General features: G+C 66.0%; 19 protein-coding genes, 1 tRNA gene and 7 pseudogenes. 16 read left to right on the forward strand and 11 right to left on the reverse strand.

What is annotated here, in order from left to right; genetic code table 11:
- Positions 1-26: 26 nt before the first annotated feature.
- Complete coding sequence (locus tag GNX96_RS00390; protein WP_163566586.1) at positions 27-485, reverse strand: hypothetical protein; 459 nt, start codon at positions 483-485, stop codon at positions 27-29.
- Positions 486-657: 172 nt separating this feature from the next.
- Positions 658-3,404 (reverse strand): annotated as a pseudogene (gene aceE, locus GNX96_RS00395) (pyruvate dehydrogenase (acetyl-transferring), homodimeric type).
- A gap of 164 nt (positions 3,405-3,568) precedes the next feature.
- Here aceE and GNX96_RS00400 point away from each other — a divergent pair.
- The 6 genes and pseudogenes from GNX96_RS00400 (at position 3,569) to lepB (ending at position 6,719) form a co-directional block, all read left to right on the forward strand.
- Complete coding sequence (locus GNX96_RS00400; RefSeq protein WP_279578899.1) at positions 3,569-3,973, forward strand: YjbQ family protein; 405 nt, start codon at positions 3,569-3,571, stop codon at positions 3,971-3,973.
- Positions 3,974-4,127: 154 nt separating this feature from the next.
- Positions 4,128-4,568 carry a DUF3052 domain-containing protein gene (locus GNX96_RS00405; RefSeq protein WP_279579037.1) on the forward strand — a complete coding sequence of 147 codons (441 nt, stop codon included), beginning with the start codon at positions 4,128-4,130 and terminating at the stop codon, positions 4,566-4,568.
- Positions 4,569-4,615: 47 nt separating this feature from the next.
- Positions 4,616-5,084, forward strand: a pseudogene (locus GNX96_RS00410) (peroxiredoxin).
- Positions 5,085-5,389: 305 nt separating this feature from the next.
- Positions 5,390-5,461: transfer RNA gene (locus GNX96_RS00415), tRNA-Val, on the forward strand.
- Between the two features lie 211 nt (positions 5,462-5,672).
- Positions 5,673-5,939 carry a hypothetical protein gene (locus tag GNX96_RS00420; protein WP_163566587.1) on the forward strand — a complete coding sequence of 89 codons (267 nt, stop codon included), beginning with the start codon at positions 5,673-5,675 and terminating at the stop codon, positions 5,937-5,939.
- A gap of 270 nt (positions 5,940-6,209) precedes the next feature.
- On the forward strand, positions 6,210-6,719 hold the full coding sequence (gene lepB, locus GNX96_RS00425) for a signal peptidase I (RefSeq protein ID WP_163566588.1): 510 nt from the start codon (positions 6,210-6,212) through the stop codon (positions 6,717-6,719).
- Here the strand turns inward: lepB and GNX96_RS00430 are convergent.
- Positions 6,711-7,094 (reverse strand): hypothetical protein, encoded by a 384-nt coding sequence (locus GNX96_RS00430; RefSeq protein WP_163566589.1) that lies wholly within the window; start codon positions 7,092-7,094, stop codon positions 6,711-6,713. The genes lepB and GNX96_RS00430 overlap by 9 nt on opposite strands.
- Between GNX96_RS00430 and GNX96_RS00435 the strand changes: the two genes are divergently transcribed.
- Positions 7,087-7,422: a hypothetical protein gene (locus GNX96_RS00435; RefSeq protein WP_163566541.1), complete on the forward strand. Its 336-nt coding sequence runs from the start codon at positions 7,087-7,089 to the stop codon at positions 7,420-7,422. The genes GNX96_RS00430 and GNX96_RS00435 overlap by 8 nt on opposite strands.
- A gap of 240 nt (positions 7,423-7,662) precedes the next feature.
- On the opposite strand, the pseudogene GNX96_RS62040 reads toward GNX96_RS00435, so the two are convergent.
- Both GNX96_RS62040 and GNX96_RS00445 read right to left on the reverse strand, forming a co-directional pair.
- A pseudogene (locus tag GNX96_RS62040) lies at positions 7,663-7,977 on the reverse strand (DUF6114 domain-containing protein); the annotation flags it as partial.
- Positions 7,968-8,483 carry a DUF6230 family protein gene (locus GNX96_RS00445; protein WP_163566591.1) on the reverse strand — a complete coding sequence of 172 codons (516 nt, stop codon included), beginning with the start codon at positions 8,481-8,483 and terminating at the stop codon, positions 7,968-7,970. The pseudogene GNX96_RS62040 and the gene GNX96_RS00445, both read right to left, overlap by 10 nt.
- 394 nt (positions 8,484-8,877) lie before the next feature.
- On the opposite strand from GNX96_RS00445, the gene GNX96_RS00450 reads away from it, so the two are divergent.
- The 4 genes from GNX96_RS00450 to GNX96_RS47425 all read left to right on the forward strand — a co-directional run bounded on the left by GNX96_RS00450 (position 8,878) and on the right by GNX96_RS47425 (position 11,815).
- Positions 8,878-10,380 carry a DUF445 domain-containing protein gene (locus GNX96_RS00450; RefSeq protein WP_279578901.1) on the forward strand — a complete coding sequence of 501 codons (1,503 nt, stop codon included), beginning with the start codon at positions 8,878-8,880 and terminating at the stop codon, positions 10,378-10,380.
- A 13-nt stretch (positions 10,381-10,393) separates the two neighbouring features.
- Positions 10,394-11,059, forward strand: a complete 666-nt coding sequence (locus tag GNX96_RS00455) for an Abi-alpha family protein (protein ID WP_279578902.1) — start codon at positions 10,394-10,396, stop codon at positions 11,057-11,059.
- 309 nt (positions 11,060-11,368) lie between these two features.
- The gene (locus GNX96_RS00460; protein ID WP_163566592.1) at positions 11,369-11,674 is read left to right on the forward strand and encodes a hypothetical protein; all 306 of its coding nucleotides are present in this window, start codon (positions 11,369-11,371) and stop codon (positions 11,672-11,674) included.
- Complete coding sequence (locus tag GNX96_RS47425; protein ID WP_279578903.1) at positions 11,675-11,815, forward strand: hypothetical protein; 141 nt, start codon at positions 11,675-11,677, stop codon at positions 11,813-11,815.
- A 9-nt stretch (positions 11,816-11,824) separates the two neighbouring features.
- On the opposite strand, the pseudogene GNX96_RS00465 reads toward GNX96_RS47425, so the two are convergent.
- The 4 genes and pseudogenes from GNX96_RS00465 to GNX96_RS00480 form a co-directional block, all read right to left on the reverse strand.
- Positions 11,825-12,029: pseudogene (locus GNX96_RS00465) on the reverse strand (type I methionyl aminopeptidase); the annotation flags it as partial.
- 226 nt (positions 12,030-12,255) lie between these two features.
- Positions 12,256-12,366 (reverse strand): annotated as a pseudogene (locus GNX96_RS00470) (TetR/AcrR family transcriptional regulator); the annotation flags it as partial.
- Positions 12,367-12,443: 77 nt separating this feature from the next.
- Positions 12,444-12,779: a hypothetical protein gene (locus GNX96_RS00475; RefSeq protein WP_163566593.1), complete on the reverse strand. Its 336-nt coding sequence runs from the start codon at positions 12,777-12,779 to the stop codon at positions 12,444-12,446.
- On the reverse strand, positions 12,715-13,095 hold the full coding sequence (locus GNX96_RS00480) for a TetR/AcrR family transcriptional regulator (RefSeq protein ID WP_163566594.1): 381 nt from the start codon (positions 13,093-13,095) through the stop codon (positions 12,715-12,717). The genes GNX96_RS00475 and GNX96_RS00480 overlap by 65 nt, the downstream gene beginning before the upstream one ends.
- Before the next feature lie 86 nt (positions 13,096-13,181).
- Between GNX96_RS00480 and GNX96_RS00485 the strand changes: the two are divergent.
- From GNX96_RS00485 to GNX96_RS47440, 4 genes and pseudogenes are all read left to right on the forward strand, one after another.
- Positions 13,182-13,732 (forward strand): annotated as a pseudogene (locus GNX96_RS00485) (SDR family NAD(P)-dependent oxidoreductase).
- On the forward strand, positions 13,729-13,983 hold the full coding sequence (locus tag GNX96_RS47430) for an SDR family oxidoreductase (RefSeq protein ID WP_279578904.1): 255 nt from the start codon (positions 13,729-13,731) through the stop codon (positions 13,981-13,983). The pseudogene GNX96_RS00485 and the gene GNX96_RS47430 overlap by 4 nt, the downstream one beginning before the upstream one ends.
- Positions 13,984-14,119: 136 nt before the next feature.
- Complete coding sequence (locus tag GNX96_RS47435) at positions 14,120-14,305, forward strand: hypothetical protein (RefSeq protein WP_279578905.1); 186 nt, start codon at positions 14,120-14,122, stop codon at positions 14,303-14,305.
- Positions 14,302-14,448, forward strand: coding sequence for a hypothetical protein (locus tag GNX96_RS47440; protein ID WP_279578906.1), 147 nt, complete (start codon positions 14,302-14,304; stop codon positions 14,446-14,448). The genes GNX96_RS47435 and GNX96_RS47440 overlap by 4 nt, the downstream gene beginning before the upstream one ends.
- Before the next feature lie 14 nt (positions 14,449-14,462).
- On the opposite strand, the pseudogene GNX96_RS47445 reads toward GNX96_RS47440, so the two are convergent.
- Both GNX96_RS47445 and GNX96_RS47450 read right to left on the reverse strand, forming a co-directional pair.
- A pseudogene (locus GNX96_RS47445) lies at positions 14,463-14,777 on the reverse strand (YybH family protein); the annotation flags it as partial.
- A 24-nt stretch (positions 14,778-14,801) separates the two neighbouring features.
- Entirely contained in the window at positions 14,802-15,245 is a 444-nt protein-coding gene (locus GNX96_RS47450) for a YybH family protein (RefSeq protein WP_279578907.1), read from the reverse strand.
- Between the two features lie 95 nt (positions 15,246-15,340).
- Here GNX96_RS47450 and GNX96_RS00500 point away from each other — a divergent pair, with 95 nt between their 5' ends.
- Complete coding sequence (locus tag GNX96_RS00500; RefSeq protein WP_279578908.1) at positions 15,341-16,417, forward strand: RNA polymerase subunit sigma-70; 1,077 nt, start codon at positions 15,341-15,343, stop codon at positions 16,415-16,417.
- The last annotated feature ends 292 nt before the right edge of the window (positions 16,418-16,709 follow it).

A 16,709-nucleotide genomic window follows, 5' to 3' on the forward strand; every position in this document is an offset into this window, starting at 1 on the left:
TCAGCTCGTGAGAGTGGTGGCAGGAATCAGCCGTTGTCGTCGGAGTAGCCCAGGTGGCAGTTGTGGTTGGCGCTGTACGTACGAAAGCGGGTGACGGTGTCGAGGTAGCTCTTCGGCAGCTGGAGATTGCTGCCGTTGAGCATCGAGTCGGCCTGCTGGTCGAACTGGGTCGTCAGGATGGTCACGTCGGCCTTCGCGTCGGCCGGCGCGGCGGCCAGGAACGCCTTGTCGTCCGACTTGGCCTTGGCGACCTGGTCCGGCGTCACCTTCTTGCTGGAGGTGACCGTTTTCGCGAAGCCGTCCTGGTCGTTGAAGGCGTTGTTCGCCGGGCCACACCACGCCGGCTGAACGATCGCGGCGGGGCCGGCGGCCTTGCCGGGGGCCGCCTTGCCGGGTGCCGCCTGGCCGCAGCCGGTCAGCACCACGGCCAGTGTGACAACGCCCGCCAGCGGCAGGCTTCGGGCCCACCGGTTCGTACGACTCATCCCCATGATCGCTCCACTCCCCGCGCGGGGGTCTGGAAACGCCCCGCTCCGCTGGGACGAGCGTGGCAGCGCATGCCGTACGCGCCAACGCCAATGCGGGCACTCCGAAGGGCACCACCGTGACGCCCGAAAGGGACCATTTGCGGCGCCGAACGCCGCAAATGGTCCGGTGCTAGCTTTCGCCGCCGGGGTTTTCGGCTGGGGGAGCGGCCGAAACGTCGTCCAGGCGGTACTTCTCCTGGCGGTTTTGAGTACATCCGCCGAAATCGCACCGGAGCGGGTGAGCTGGCGCAGCGTCGCGATGGCGATCGACTCCGCGTCCACGTGGAAGAACCGGCGCAACGCCGGACGGGTGTCCGAGCGGCCGAAACCGTCCGTACCCAGGGACACGAAATCGTTCGGCACCCAGCGCGAAATGAGGTCCGGCACGGCCCGCATGTAGTCGCTGACAGCCACTACCGGCCCGTGCGTCTCGGCCAGCACCTCGGCGATGTACGGGGTGGCCGGCGCCGGATCCGTGGACAGCAGCCCGGCCTGTTCGGCGGCGACCGCGTCGCGGCGGAGCTCGGTCCACGACGTGACCGACCACAGATCGGCCGCCACGCCCCATTCCTCGGCCAACAGCCGCTGCGCCTTCACGGCCGCCTGCATCGCCACACCGGACGCGAGGATCTGCGCCGGCGGCGGGGTTGCTCGCGGCCACCTCGGGCGCTTTCGCGTACCGGTAGATGCCCTTGCGGATGCCCCTCCACATCTACACCTTCGGGCATCGCTGGCTGCAGATACGGCTCGTTGTAGATGGTCAGGTAGTAGAAGATGTCCTCGGGCTTCTCGCCGTACATCCGCCGGATCGCGTCCTCGACGATCACTGCGACCTCGTAGGACCAGGCCGGGTCGTACGAGACGACCGCCGGGTTGGTCGCGGCCAGCAGCAGCGAGTGGCCGTCCTCGTGCTGCAGGCCCTCGCCGTTCAGGGTCGTACGCCCAGCGGTCGCGCCGAGCACGAAGCCCCGCGCCATCTGGTCCGCGGCGGCCCAGAAAGCGTCACCAGTGCGCTGGAAGCCGAACATCGAGTAGAAGATGTAGACCGGGATCATCGGCTCGCCGTGCGTCGCGTACGACGTGCCCACGGCGGTGAAGGACGCGGTCGAGCCGGCCTCGTTGATGCCCTCGTGCAGGATCTGGCCGGTTTTGGACTCCTTGTATGCCAGCATCAGCTCGCGGTCGACCGAGATGTAGCCCTGGCCGTGCGGCGAATAGATCTTGGCGGTCGGGAACAGCGAGTCCATCCCGAACGTACGCGCCTCGTCCGGGATGATCGGCACAAACCGGGCGCCGATCTCCTTGTCCCGCATCAGGTCCTTCAGCAGCCGTACGAACGCCATCGTGGTGGCGACCTTCTGCTTGCCGGAGCCCTTCTGCAGCACCTTGTACGTGTCCGGACCAGGCAGGATGAGCGACCGCGACTTGGTACGCCGCTCCGGCAGGAAACCGCCGAGAGCCTTGCGGCGCTCCATCATGTACTCGTACTCGTCGGAGTCCTTGCCGGGGTGGAAATACGGCGGCAGGTATTTGTCGAGTGCGGAGTCCGGGATCTCCATGTAGAGCCGGTCGCGGAACGACTTCAGGTCGTCGACGGTCAGCTTCTTCATCTGGTGGGTCGCGTTGCGGCCCTCGAAGTGGCTGCCCAGCGTCCAGCCCTTGATCGTCTTGGCGAGGATCACGGTCGGCTGGCCGGTGTGCTCGGTGGCCGCCTTGTACGCCGCGTACAGCTTGCGGTAGTCGTGGCCGCCGCGCTTGAGGTTCCAGATGTCGTCGTCGGACATCGGCTCGACCATCTTGCGGGTCCGCGGGTCCTGACCGAAGAAGTGCTCGCGTACGAACGCGCCGTTTTCGGCCTTGTAGGTCTGGTAGCTGCCGTCCGGCGTGGTGTTCATGATGTTGACCAGCGCGCCGTCACGGTCGGCGGCCAGCAGCGGGTCCCATTCGCGGCCCCAGATCACCTTGATGACGTTCCAGCCGGCGCCGCGGAAGAACGACTCGAGCTCCTGGATGATCTTGCCGTTGCCGCGTACCGGCCCGTCCAGGCGCTGCAGGTTGCAGTTGATCACGAACGTGAGGTTGTCGAGCTCCTCGCGGGCGGCCAGGCCGATCTCGCCGAGTGACTCCGGCTCGTCCATCTCGCCGTCGCCGAGGAACGCCCAGACATGCTGCTGGCTGGTGTCCTTGATGCCGCGGTTGCAGGTAGCGGTTGAATCGTGCCTGGTAGATGGCGTTGATCGGGCCGAGGCCCATCGACACCGTCGGGAACTCCCAGAAGTCCGGCATCAACCGCGGGTGCGGGTACGACGGGAGGCCGCCGTCGGCGTGGCTGAGCTCCTGGCGGAAGCCGTCGAGCTGATGCTCGGTCAGCCGGCCCTCCAGGTACGCGCGCGCGTACATGCCCGGGGAGGCGTGGCCCTGGAAGTAGATCTGGTCGCCGCCACCCTCGTGGTTCTTGCCGCGGAAGAAGTGGTTGAAGCCGACCTCGTACAGGCTTGCGGACGACGCGTAAGTCGAGATGTGCCCGCCGACCTCGATGCCCGGCCGCTGCGCGCGGTGCACGAGCATGGCGGCGTTCCATCGCGCGTATGCCCGGATCCGCCGCTCGACGAACTCGTCACCGGGGAACCACGGTTCCTTTGCCGGCGGGATCGTGTTGATGTAGTCCGTGTTGCGCAGCAGCGGCACGCCGATCTGGCGTTCGCGCGTACGCTCCATCAGCCGCAGCATCAGGTAGCGAGCCCGGGTCTTGCCGACGTTGTCGATGACCGCGTCGAGGGACTCGATCCACTCGGCGGTCTCCTCCGGGTCGATGTCGGGCAGCTGGCTGGGAAGGCCCCCGATGATGACTGGTGGGCGCTCGGGTACGGACGTCAAGGCTCTAGTCCTTCTCGCGTTGGTGGTCGCGTCACTGCTGGTGCGGGCCCTGCTCGCCCGCGGGTCACGCGGGAAGTGGACACCATGGGTCCATCTTAGGGTCGCCGGTGGATTCGTAGTCGTGTCAGCCGGCCCGGTGAGCGTCCGTGGTGCACATTGGTGGGATGGAAAGCACCCTCATATCGGTACGGACCGGACCGCGGCCGGCCGTCGTGGACCTGACGACCCGGTGTGGACGGTTCGTGGAAGACCGCGGCGACGGGTTGCTGCACGTCTTCGTACCGCACGCGACCGCCGGGGTGGCCGTCCTGGAGACCGGGGCTGGCAGCGACAACGACCTGCTCACAGCCTTGGACGCGCTGTTGCCGACCGATGACCGCTGGCAACACCGGCACGGCTCGTACGGGCACGGCCGGGACCACGTGGTGCCCGCGTTCGTCGCTCCGTACACGGTGATACCGGTCCTCGATGGACAGCTCGCCCTCGGGACCTGGCAGAGTGTCTGCCTGGTGGACACTAACAGCGACAATCAAGACAGATCGGTCCGATTGTCGTTTCTGGCCGGCTGAGCGGGCAAGTGGCGCTACTTTGTGTCGCACGACTTGGTATCGAACGACACCGGGTTGGGTAGCCGTACCACTTGCGCAGGTGGGCCGGAGTGTGTGGACTACCGGACAAGCGTCGTGGGTGGACGGCACTGGCGAACAGGAGATTGGGGGGGGAATGGTGGGCGGTACCGCGCCTCAGACCGAGGGCACGCAGAGCCCGGCTGAACGACTGGGAGTGCAGCCGGACGCCATCGTGTTGGAGATCGGCTACGACTCCGACAGCGATGACGAGTTGCGTAAGGCGATTGTCGAACGGTCGGGCAATGAGCTGATCGGCAGCGACACGAACGAGGTCGTGGACGTCGCGCTGCTCTGGTGGCGGGACGGAGACGGCGACCTGTTCGATGCGCTGGTCGACGCGCGCGAGCCACTGGCCGACGACGGGGTGATCTGGGTGTTGACCCCCAAGTCCGGCCGGGACGGGCACGTGCCGCCGAGCGACATCAGCGAGGCCGCGCCGGCCGCCGGTCTGCAGCAGACGACGAACCTGAACGCTGCCAAGGACTGGACCGGCAGTCGGCTGGTGACGCCGCGTTCACCGCGGCAGAAACGCTGACGTAGCGTCCTCTCCGAGCGGTTGACATCCATTCGGAGGAGATAGCCATGGCGGTTGAGGTCGGCCAGCACGCGCCCGAGTTCACGCTGAAGAACCAGAACAACCAGCAGGTCGTGTTGTCGTCGTTCTTCGGCGATGACGGCAAGAACGTATGCTGGTGTGTTCTTCCCGCTCGCCTTCAGCGGCATCTGCACCAACGAGCTGTGCCAGGTGCGCGACGACCTGTCCACGTACCAGAACGACGCCGTCCAGGTGATTGGCGTCAGCGTCGATCAGACGTACGCGATGAAGACCTGGGCGGACAAGGAAGGCTACGACTTCCCGCTGCTGTCCGACTTCTGGCCGCACGGCGCAGTCGCGCAGAAGTACGGCGTGTTCAACGAGGTCGCCGGCATCGCCAACCGCGGCACCTTCCTGATCGACAAGGCCGGCGTCGTCCAGTTCGCCGAGGTCAACGAGCCCGGCCAGGCCCGCGACCAGTCCGCCTGGAAAGCCGCCCTCGCGAAGCTCTCCTAAGGGGAACCCTTTCGTGCGTTGAGCATGGATCCAGCAATCTTGGTGCGGGTCAAGATCAAGACCTCTCCTCAGACGGCTCCCTGTCGCCGGTACGCGCGGAAGAAGTTGTTGATCTTGGTTGGTTGGTCTACCCAAACACGACATTTTTCGGACCGATGTCCGCTTTGGGTAGACCAACCAACCAAGATCAACATCAAATATTACGCGATTTGGTGACGGGGAGTGTTGAGCCTAGGAAAGGTCCCATGTGGACCTCGGCGGGGCGTGGCACTGAGGGCGTTCGGTAAGGTGACGAAGCCAAGTTCGGGCGCATAGCTCAGCGGAAGAGCACTCGCCTTACAAGCGAGGGGTCGCAGGTTCGAACCCTGCTGCGCCCACCCAGGTCAGAGCACCCGATTGATAGTCGCACTGCTTTATCGGCGGCAGCTAAGACCGTTGCTTGCCCAACCAGTGCCATCGCCTCATACACAACCTCCCCAGCAGCCTTGGCCGGATCGACCTCTAGGGCCATGTACGCAGCCTTGTATCCACGTGCATAACTGGTGGGAGGTCGAAGGTTTCTGCGCGGAAAGTCGAGTCGTCGCCTAGGTGGAAGAACAGCTGGCCCTCGATCGTCTTGTCATCGATGAGTACTGCCCAGCCGCGACCGGAGACCTGGTCACCCTCGTCAGCGCCTTGCCAGGTGAACTCGACACCGACCCAGCCGTTCCTCTCGGCTGGCCGGCAGTCCAGCCAGCCACTGACGGCGATGAACCCAAACTGGCCGCTGCCGTCCCTGGCGAACTCGATGAAACCTGGTTCGACCAGGTCGATGGCGTCGATGTGGCCCGAGCGTCGATCTCCGTGCAGTTCTGATCTCTAGGCGACGCCGTTGTGCAGTCGCCGGCAGGTCCACGCCCGGCGGTTGGCGGCACTCCACAACATGCTGGTGATACGCATCGTCGCCGGATCGACGGTTCGCAGTGCTTCAAAGAAGCCAGTTTCAGATGAGTTCAACTCGTTGGGTTCATGCCGAAGTTGTAGCCGGGCGTCGGCGGACCCCGTTAGGGTGCCGGGCGTGATCGATGGCAGAACGACCCGTCCCGTGCGTCTCCTGCTGGCCGTCACCGCGCTGGTGATTCTGGTGTGCGCCGCGACGGTCCTCCTGCTGCGCATCCAGGTGTACGCGCGGTGCCGACCGACTCGATGGTGCCGACCTTGCGGCCGGGTGACCGGTTGCTGGCGGACACGGGATGGCCGGGGCGTTCCACGGCCAGCCGGGGTGATGTGGTGGTCCTGGCCAATCCGGTGTGGTCGAACGGGCCGAGCGACGGATTCCTCGTCAAGAGGGTGATAGGCACTGCCGGTGATGTTGTGTTGTGCTGCGACAACCGGGGGCGGGTGGTGGTGAACGGCGTTCCACTGGTCGAGCCGTACGTGGCGCCCGGTGATGACCCGTCGGATGTGCCGTTTTCCGTTCGCGTGCCGCCTGGGGCCCTGTTCGTTCTCGGGGACCACCGGTCCGTATCAGCGGATTCGCGCGCGCACATGGGCGAGCCGGGCGGTGGCACGGTGCCGGCGCGACAGGTACGCGGGATCGTGGTGGGGGTGGTCTACCCGCGGCTGGGCGGCGTCAGCGGTGCCTCGTCAGGGTGACGGAGCCGGACTGGTGATGTCGATTCGCCAGCCGGTGAGACGGATTGGCCCGCCGACGATCAGTGGCTGGTCGTAGGTCAGGTCGGTGGCCGACAGGAGCGGCACTGGTACGCCGGTCGGCAGCGACACCGGAAGCAGTGCGGGGGTCAGGGTCAGGGGCAGCAGCCCGAGGCTGGTGCCGGGCACGGCGATCCGCGCGGTGAACGTCGTCGTGTAGAGGTCGATGTTGGACAGGTCCAGCCGAGTAGCCAGCCTGATCACCCCGCCCGGACTGTCCAGCCGGTAGTTCGTCAGGCTGGCCGCGCCGATCCGCAGATGCAGGACTGCCAGCGGCCCGTTGATCGTTGGCACCGTCGTACGCCCGAAGATGGTCACGTTTGTCGCCGACATCGTGGCCGAGGTCACCCGGGTACGGCCGGTCGCCACGACTAGCTGCCCGGGTGGCGCCGAGGCGTCGAGCGGCGTCGTACGGGATGAGGGTGGGGTCCCGGCCGGCCGCGAACCCCCAGGAACGGCCGGTGGAACCGGCGGCAGGACGGGCAAGGTCACGCCTGGCGGCTGGACCGGCGGACCGGCCGGCGGTAGGACGACCGGCGGTAGGACGGGCGAGGTCGCGCCTCCCGGCGGCGGCAGGTCGAGCGGCGGGCGGGCCCAGTTGCTGGCAGTCCTGGCTCGCCGACGGCAGGACGCCGGGCAGCAGTGACCCCAGCAGACCGGGGGCCGCGGTCGCCGACGGGCACGGCGCCAGCGGCTGGGGGACGGTGCCCGTGGGCGTGACGATGACGAGCAATACCAACGAAAGAATCGCTGGGTGACCTTCGGTCGTACGTCCGTCGTGCGCTTCGCCGTCGGCTGGAGTGGTGGGTTTGCGGGCACGGTACGGCCGCCAACCGAACGCCATGCTCGACCCGATCAGCCCGAGCATCATCCCGACGATAAAGCCCCCCAGGTTCGAGAGCACCAGCGAGGCGAGCGAGCAGAGCATGGTGACGATCGAGATGAACATTCGTTGCTGGGGCGCGAACCAGAAGAACAATCCGGCGGTGATCAGAATGAGGCCGATCGTGAGCCCGGCGACCGCCGCGGTACCGATGCTGATCATCGTGGCCAACGGCGCCAGCGGATAGAAGACGATCTCGACGCCGGCCGCGATGACGAGAACGCCGGCCCAGAACGGCCGGCTGCGCCGCCAGCTCCGGAACGGGCGCCGGGCAGCGGCCGCCGGCAGGACGCGGTCCAGCCAGCCGGTCAGTAGCACTGGTGGTCGCCGGGCAGGACCTTGATCGACAGTCCGGTGAGCCGCAGCGTCGACGCGTTGACCGTCGCGGCCGACAGGTGGACGTTTGTCGCCCGTAGCCCGGAAGCCTGCAGGCCGAACACACCGGGCGGACCTTTCAGAAGGTTGTTCTGGTCCAGGGTGGAGGCGTCCCGGCCGAGTTGGGCGTTGGTCAGGGTGCCGTCGGGGGTGATGAGTTCGCTCGCGTTGGCAACCATGCCGTCGATGGCCACCGGCTCCTGCTGGCCGGAATGGACCTGGATCGACATCGCGCCGACGAGCGGCACTTTTTGCAACGAGGAAAGGCAGAGGTCCTTGCCTTTGGCATTCTTCAGAGCCAACAGCACCGCCGGTCGAGAGCCCGAGCCGCTTGGCACGGAGCTGGCGTATCCGGTGATGTCTCCGCCGTCGAGGCTGGAGAAGCTCGCCTTCATGTCCGAGTTCGCGGCGCCGAACGAAGCGGCCACGGCACCCTGGGCGAGCGCCACGACGATCGCGCCAACGGCGAACAGTGACGGGACCAGCATCAGCGCGGTGCGGCCCCAGCTGGTTCCGCCTTCTAAGGCGGCCTCCGACGATGTCCGGTCCATGGCGTGTGCCCCTTTCGCGACCAGCCGCGTCCTGGTCAGCCGACGATCGCCGGCGCGCCCTGGACCGAAACCGCCCGCCTAGTGACTCGGGTCACAACCGGCTGCGGATGGCGGTCATCATCGCACCGGATTCCGGCCGTTTGCAAGACTTCTCTTTGTGGATAACAACTTGTTTGTACGTTCTTGTCGCGATTTTCGCGGTAAGTCGCCTTACCAAAGGCTTGATCTGTGACGCCGGCCACACGTACTGTCCGGATCACCGATCGGCACGTCCGGCGAAGGGGTGGCGGAAATGGCGATCCTCGCGTCGTTGCTTCCATTGGTGCACACGAGCGGCTGGGTTCAGTATCTGACGGTGCCGCTGTTCACCGGCGTCATCGGATACGTCACCAACTGGAGTGGCGTGTGGATGTTGTTCTATCCCATCACCTTTAAAGGACTGCGAATTCCTGGCCTCGGCCTGCTCGCACCTTTCCTGCCGCGCCGCCTGCAACAGGTGCCTTTGGGGTTGCGGCAGGGAAAGTTCGGTTGGCAGGGCATCATTCCTTCCAGGGCCGCGAAAATGGGCAGTATCGCGATTGACAAGGGTCTGTCGAAGCTGGGCAGCCAGTCGGAGTTCTACCAGCAGCTGGACCCGAACGCGATCGCCGAACACATCCTGGCCACTGCCCGGCAGGAAATCCGCGCGGTCGTCGACCGGATCATGGCGCGTACCTATCCGGCCGTCTGGGCCAACGTGCCGCAGAGCGTCCGCGAGACGATCCATGACCGCGTCCAGACGCAGCTGCCGTTGATCGTGCACCAGGTCACCGACGGGATCGGCGAGAACATCGACCAGCTGCTGGACGTGAAGCTGATGGTCATCAAGCACATGGAGGCGGATCCGACGCTGGCCAACAAGATCTTCCAGGAGGTCGGCAAGAAGGAACTCCGGATGATCATCAACTTCGGCTTTGTGTTCGGGTTCCTGCTCGGAATTCCGTTGCTGTTCCTCACGTTCGTCGTTCCGCAGTGGTGGGTGGTGCCGGTCGCCGGGATCATCATCGGCTACCTCACAAACTGGTTGGCGCTCTATGTCATCTTCGAGCCGGTCAACCCGGTCCGGATCGGCCCGCTGCGGCTGCAGGGGCTTTTCATCCGCCGGCAGCACGACGTCTCGGCGATTTACGGATCGATCATTGCCGACGACATCATCACGTTGCAGAACATCGGTGACGAGTTGTTCGACGGCGAGCGGGGCGACCGTACGAGCAAGATGATCGAGAACTACCTGCGGCCGGCCGTCGACCGGGCCGTCGGCATGGCCAAGCTGCCGGTCAAGGTCGCGATGGGGGGCGCGCAGCTACGAGCAGATCACCCAGTCCATGGCGGTCGAAGCGACAGGTTTCACCAGGGCCCCGCTGCAGGACGAGGAGTTCAACCGGCTGCAGAGCGGCAACATCCGCAACCTGATCACCAGCCGCATGCGGGTGATGAACCCAGTCGACTTCGCCGAAACCCTGCGGTCGGCGATCCGCGAGGACGAATGGCTGCTGATCCTGCACGGTGCGGTGCTGGGGCTCGCCGCCGGGCTGCTGCACACCGTCATTTTCGGAGTCTGACCGATGACCGAAAACGGCGACCCGGCGAACCCGGCGTACGCGCTGACGATCGGTACGGTGCTTCGCGCGGCGCCCGACCTCGCCAAGTTCGTCGCAAGCGCGGTCTGGCGGACGAACCAGTGGGCGGCCAAGGCCGGCGTACGCGTCGGCACGATCGCCCTGCAAGGCGCGATCTCTGGTCGACCACCCAGTGAGATCATCCAGCAGGTGACGGCGGATGCCCGCGAAGTGATCCGGGTGGCGCTCGGGGTCGTCGACGCGCCGGACCCGTTGCCCAAGGCGCTGCGTGACCGGGTCGTCCCGGCGGACTCCAGCGCGGACCGCAAACTCACCGTGCCGGAGCGCCTCGCGGCCCTCCTGGACGCGTCCGCCGACCTCACCTACCACGAGGAGAGCCACCCGGCGTACGTCCGGCTGCTCAGCGAACTTTCCACCGACGAAGCCAGAATCCTGCGTCTGATCGCCCGGCGCGGGCCGCAGGCGGCGGTGGACGTACGCACCAGCAAACCCTTCGGCGCCGGTAGCCGGCTGGTCGCCCCCGGCGTCACCATGATCGGGCGCTACGCCGGCTGCCGGGAGGTCGACCGGGTGCCGGCATATCTGAACAACCTCTTCCGGCTCGGCCTGGTCTGGTTCTCCCGCGAGTCGCTCCCCGAACAGACCGCCTACGACGTGCTGGAGGCGCAGCCGGAGATTAAGGACGCCATAGACGAGGCGGGCGGCAAATGCACCACCGTGCGGCGCAGCATCGAACTCACCGCCTTCGGCAAGAACCTCTGCGCCACTGGCGGTCTGTTGCCCGCCTCGGCCGCCCTCGCCCGAGCCACCAAGGCCGAGGCCACCCGCCAACTCCCCCCGCCCGACGCCCGCTAGCCCGTAACGATGGTGGCTGACAACACTGGGGGAGAGCTGCTCGAATGATCACGTCATACAAAGGAGGCACCGGAAACTCGTGTTCGCCACGAACGATGACACTGCGCCAAGCCATTAGCCAGAACTCGCTTGTCGGGATTTCGCGCGGCTACTTTGTGCTCAACCTGCCTTTTGCGTAGCGCTGGGGCCAGTTCGCCTTACCAGCGAGGGGGCCGCGCAGGTTCGAACCCTGCTGCGCCCACCTAGATAGTCTGAACTGCAGATACTACGCAGAGTAGTCGAAGAGATGGTGAGCGCAGCGCTCAGACAGTGGTTCTGGATCGGGGACCTGCTGGAGACCGCCAGCGCCGGGATGCGAACAACAAGTACCGGTCGATCCAGCAGATGTTCCAGTGGCTGATGATCGAAGAGGAGATCTCCAAGAACCCAATGGAGGGCATGTCGCCACCGAAGGTTCCGGAGAAGCTCGTACCAGTGATTCCGACCGACGATCTGAGCAGGCTGTTCAAATCCTGTGACGGCAAGACCTTCGTGGCGCGCCGCGACCTGGCGATCCTCCGTACGCTCGCGTCCACCGGGTCACCGACCGTGAGCAGCAGATCCAGGACCGGCTGAGTGACCCGATCCGCTGCCGGATCATTATGCGCGAATCGGGCCGCCGCACCAGCGACGGCCAAACCCGCCGAGATCACTGCCGCTATACGGCCGCAGATCGAGAACGTCCTCGCCGAGCTGGACCGCTGGCTGACCAGGTAATGGGCGCCCCTACAGAGCTGCCGGATCTGCGTGACGAGCCGATCGTTGGGTGAGGATCTGGGGGCCGGTTTCGGTGATCGCGACTGTGTGTTGGGAGTGGGCGGTGCGTGAGCCGTCAGCCCGAGCGGATGGTCCAGCCGTCGGGGTCGAAGACGATCTGGTCGGTCGTACGCGCGAACCAGGGTTCGAGCGCCAGGGTCATGCCCGCCCGGAGCTCGGTTCAGCTGGCCTGGTTTTTTTTGCGCCGAGAGTGGGGAATTTTCCCTCTCTCGGCGTCGAGTGTGGGGTTTTGTCCCGCACTCGACAGGTGTGCCGCGACGGAACGGTTCCGGTGGGGCTGGTGTGACGTGTGGGGCCGTCCTTGCTGACAGCTTGTAGTTGATCATGGAACAATCGACGGCGTTCCGTTTGGTCAACTCGCGGGCTGCAACCGCTGCGAGCAGGGCCTCCTTGTCCGGGAAATGCCGGTACGGCGCGTTGTGGGAGACCCCGGCGCGGTGACCGACCTCGCGGAGGGTGGCCGCGGCGACCCCGCCGCCGTCGAGCAACTTCGCCGCCGCCTCCTCCCAGCGCGTCGCACGTGTTCACCGCCATCGGGTGATCGAAGGACAGCACGACGCTGCGCTTCTTACCCGCGTGACCCGCCGATACCGCTGTCGTGGTCGGCTGGCGATCGCGAAACGGCGGCGACGTGCAGGTGGACGATGTCGTACGCCGCGGGGATCGCTTCGTCGGGCCAGTCATGGTCGGTCTTATGGATGCGCAGCGAGACGAGGCCGTGCAGGGCGACCCACAGCCGGGTGGCCCACCGGAGGGCGTGTTCGGTGTCCGTGGACGCGAGATCGGCGAGCAGCTCCGCGGTGTGGACGATGATTTCCCAAGCAGGGCCCTGATTCCGGTCATGCGGCGAGGAAGAGATCCAACCGATCCTTGCTCTCGAAGAGCAGCTGGTACGCGCCCGCATTGCCGAATCCCCACTCGACGTACGCGATCGCGCGGCGCTCCAGCCGTTCGGTGACCGGAAGCGTCAGGTCGTCGGCGTCGGCGAGATGCGCGGCGAAACGGCTGTTCAGGTCCTCGACGACCGCCTGGATCAGCTGCTCCTGGGAGGAGAAGTGGAGGTAGACGGCGGTCGGCGAGACCCCGCATTTCCGGGCGACAGCGCGTAACGAGGGAACGGCCGGCGGCTGTGGCGCGAAACAGCAGCTCGCTCGCCGCGGCGACCATGTTTTTTCCCGCAGCCGTACCCCCTCGCCTTTCGGATTCTGCAGTCGCGCCATCTCCTTGCATCCTCCCGGTTGTGGGTGTACACATGTTAACCATACAGGGTTGACAGGCGTAAACCTACTTTTGGAGTGACGTTGCGATGGCACCAATCGACTATCGGACACAGACCGCCCTGATCACCGGACCCAGCTCCGGCATCGGCGCCGAATGCGCGCGGCAACTTGCGCAACGGGGCGCTGCTCTTGTCCTCGTGGCTCGGCGCGAAAGCAAACTCAAGGACCTCGCCGGCGAGCTTCACAGCCGGTTCGGCGTTTCGGTGACGGTCATCCCGGCCGACCTCGGCGCGCCGGACGCGAGCACCCAACTGGCGCATGAGGTCGCGCGCTTGGGCCTCACCGTCACCACGCTCATCACAACGCCGGCTTCGGGACCTACGGCCCGTTCGCCGATGAGGATCCCGAACGCATTGCCGCGGAGGTACGGCTCAACGTGGAGGCAGTCGTCACGGTGACCCGGGCGTTCCTCCCCCAACTGCTCGCCGCCGGCAGCGGAGCGCTGGTGAACGTCGCGAGTACGGCCGCCTACCAGCCCGTACCGAGAATGGCCGTCTACGGAGCGACAAAAGCCTTCGTCCGGAGCTTCACCGAAGCACTTTGGCAGGAGACAAAGGGAAGTGGCCTACGGGGGTGACCACCCTGTCGCCCGGGTCGACCCAGACGGAGTTCTTCGATGTCGTCGGTACGAAGGAGGCCGGAGTCGGCAATTTCCAGACTTCCGAACACGTCGTCAGGACCCTGCTGTCCACTTTGGACCGCAGGAACCCGCCACCCGACGTCATTTTGGGCTCCAGCAACAAACTCAATGTCTTCGCGTCACGATTTCTGCCCCGCCGGCTGTTGATCTCCACCACCGCGAAAATCATGCAGCCAAAAGAAGCCTGAGACGGCGGAAGTGCGGTGACCAAGAGATTTTCCGAGCATGTATCGCTACATGACCCGGCAAGTCTCTTGATCACCCCGCCACGTCCGAGCCACCGGGATTACATTGGGAAACGTCATTTATCGAGGGAGTGCCACCATGCCCGAGTCGTTGCCGGCAACCACGGTCGTACGCGTCTCACGCGGCAGCTTCGACCCGGGCCGGTTCGCCGAGGTCGACGCCGTGAACAAGAAGACCTCGCAATACCTGGTCCCCCGGCCATCAGCCGACTGCCGGGGCTGCTTCACTACTACGTTGGCATCTCGCCCGAGGGCTCGATCGTGAACGTCAGCGTCTGGGACTCCCACGACCATGCGGCGCAGATGGGCCAGCTGAAGGAGATGGCCGTTGACGCGCGCGGGGAGATGGAAGCGGTCGACGTGTCCTTCGCTCCGATCGTCAACTACCCGATCAGCTGGAGCATCTGACCTGTGTACGCAGATCAGTCGCCCGGCGCCGGTACGGACAGGTGCTGGTGGATCATCTGCCAGTCGCCGTCGCGCTTCTGAAAGACACGGGTGCCGCGGGACCGGACCTCGACACCGTCCATGACGATGCGGTCGAGTCCCCACGCCACCGCGAGGTCGCCGGACGCGCGGACGGTGAGATCGGGGATGTCAAAGGCAATCTGCTCAGGTGACGACTCAAGACCGCGCCGGCAGACCTCGCGGGCGTCACCGATGCCGACGTACTGCAGCGGCCCGGCGTGTTCGTACGACACGATGTCCGGCGCAATGTGCTCCATCAGCCCGTCGAGATCCTTCCCAGCGGTACGGGAGAATCACTGCTCGTGCACTGCCTGGACCTCGGCGGCGGAAGTCTCGGGCGGCTCGGTGGCGTCGGCGAACGAGTGGTGCTCGTGGGTGACGATCCATCGGCCGTCCACTTTGGTCAGGCCGATCGTCAGCCGCAGCCGGTGCTCGGGGTCGCGATCGAAGTCCTCGGGCGTACCGCACCTCAACAAAGCGAAGGCAAACGCGACGTCCGCGCCGGCCGTGACCTGAAGCGACTCGATCTCGAACACCGCGCCGGATGCCTGCCACTCGAAGAAGCCCGGCCAGGTCTCGCGGTAGGCCTCGATGCCACGTACGCCCTGCTCCGGTGGCGGGACATCGAACATCACGATGTCGGGCGCATGGTCGGCCAGTACGGCAGACATGTCTGCGTCCTGGACGGCGGTGGTCCAGCGTTCGATGAGTTCGTGGATCTGCTGTTCGTCGGTCATGGCCAGTTCCTCCTTGTGGATGCTCTCTACAGGTGGAACCCCGGGCACCGCGGGAATTCATCGCAGCGGCGGCGACGATCGGGCACGATGGGCGAATGACAGCGCCCGCCGAGCTCGTCGCCGCTGCTCGCGGCGGTGACGCGGAGGCGTTCGAACTTCTCGTCGCGCCATACCGAAGCGAGTTGTTGGCCCACTGCTACCGGATGCTCGGCTCGTTGCACGACGCGGAGGACGCGCTGCAGGAATCGCTCGTACGAGCGTGGCGGAGCGTCCAGAATCTCGACGACCGCGCCTTTGTACGAGCGTGGCTCTACAAGATCGCGACCAACCGCTGCCTCACCGCAATCGAGCGGTACGGCCGCCGCGAGCTGCCAGCCGACCTCGATCCAGGAACATCCGCCACCGAGATCAAGTGGCTCGAGCCGTACCCGGACACTTCGCCCGAGGAGCACTATCTCGCCCGCGAGAGCGTCGAGCTCGCCTATGCAGCAGCCCTGCAACACCTGACCGCCACCCAACGCGCGGTGCTGATCCTGCGCGAGGTGCTCGGCTTCTCCGCGGCCGAAGTGGCGCAGCAGCTGAACACCTCCACCGCGGCGGTGAACAGTGCCCTGCAGCGAGCCCGCAAGGTGATCGACTCCGCCACACCGACCCAGCAAACAGTGTTGCGCGACCTCGGCGACGAGACAGTCGACACGATCGTGCGCCGCTGGACCGATGCCTGGCACCTCGGCGACGTCGACGCCATCGTCGCGATGCTCGCCGACGACGCTCGTTACTCGATGCCGCCGCTACCCGAGTGGTACAGCGGCCGGGACGACATCCGCGCCTTCCTGGTCGGCGGCCCTCTTCAATCTCGCTGGCGGTTCCTGCCCACCACGGCAAACGGCCAGCTCGCCTTCGGCACCTACCTGTGGGACGACACCGCCGGACAGTACGTGCGCGGCGGCCTTGACGTCCTCACGATTCGGGGGCGGCCGTGTCGCCGAAGTGACCGCCTTCCTTACCGCCGATCTCACCCGGTTCGGACTGCCGGCGGGACTTCCTCGGTAAGCGCAGCACTCGGGAGCACCAGCTCGAGAGTGCCGAGCGTACGGCGATCGCGAAGTGGGACTTGCGGTGGTCGCCCGCCTTCCAGATTTCGTCGACGACCTGGAACACGGCGTACGTGATGTGCGCGGTGATGCTGACAAACAGGTCTCCCGCGGTGGCGGGCACGCGCTCGGCGATGGCACCATTCAGGTTGCTCTGAGCCTGTGCGGCCAGATCCCAGAGCTGGGCTCGGGGCACCGGCGCGTTGTCGACGATGCGACGTAGCGCCACCAGACGCCCATCACGGTCGACGAGGTCTTCGAGGGTCGTACGGATCACGGCTCCGAGCGCCACATTCAGCGGCTCCTCGGCAGGACGGTCGCGTAACAGCGTCCGGAGGTCGATCGACCGCGCGAACCGGTCCAGGATCAG

Origin of the sequence: Fodinicola feengrottensis, from assembly GCF_010993775.1 — a bacterium.
Taxonomy (GTDB): Bacteria; Actinomycetota; Actinomycetes; order Mycobacteriales; family HKI-0501; genus Fodinicola; species Fodinicola feengrottensis.

What these genes read in the sequence shown, in the direction of transcription:
- GNX96_RS00390 (WP_163566586.1), bottom strand. Translation starts at nt 485, where the DNA reads ATGAGTCGTACGAACCGGTGGGCCCGAAGCCTGCCGCTGGCGGGCGTT.
- GNX96_RS00400 (WP_279578899.1), top strand. Translation starts at nt 3,569, where the DNA reads ATGGAAAGCACCCTCATATCGGTACGGACCGGACCGCGGCCGGCCGTC.
- GNX96_RS00405 (WP_279579037.1), top strand. Translation starts at nt 4,128, where the DNA reads ATGGTGGGCGGTACCGCGCCTCAGACCGAGGGCACGCAGAGCCCGGCT.
- GNX96_RS00435 (WP_163566541.1), top strand. Translation starts at nt 7,087, where the DNA reads ATGGTCACGTTTGTCGCCGACATCGTGGCCGAGGTCACCCGGGTACGG.
- GNX96_RS00450 (WP_279578901.1), top strand. Translation starts at nt 8,878, where the DNA reads ATGGCGATCCTCGCGTCGTTGCTTCCATTGGTGCACACGAGCGGCTGG.
- GNX96_RS00475 (WP_163566593.1), bottom strand. Translation starts at nt 12,779, where the DNA reads ATGCGGGCGCGTACCAGCTGCTCTTCGAGAGCAAGGATCGGTTGGATC.
- GNX96_RS00480 (WP_163566594.1), bottom strand. Translation starts at nt 13,095, where the DNA reads ATGGCGCGACTGCAGAATCCGAAAGGCGAGGGGGTACGGCTGCGGGAA.
- GNX96_RS47435 (WP_279578905.1), top strand. Translation starts at nt 14,120, where the DNA reads ATGCCCGAGTCGTTGCCGGCAACCACGGTCGTACGCGTCTCACGCGGC.
- GNX96_RS47450 (WP_279578907.1), bottom strand. Translation starts at nt 15,245, where the DNA reads ATGACCGACGAACAGCAGATCCACGAACTCATCGAACGCTGGACCACC.
- GNX96_RS00500 (WP_279578908.1), top strand. Translation starts at nt 15,341, where the DNA reads ATGACAGCGCCCGCCGAGCTCGTCGCCGCTGCTCGCGGCGGTGACGCG.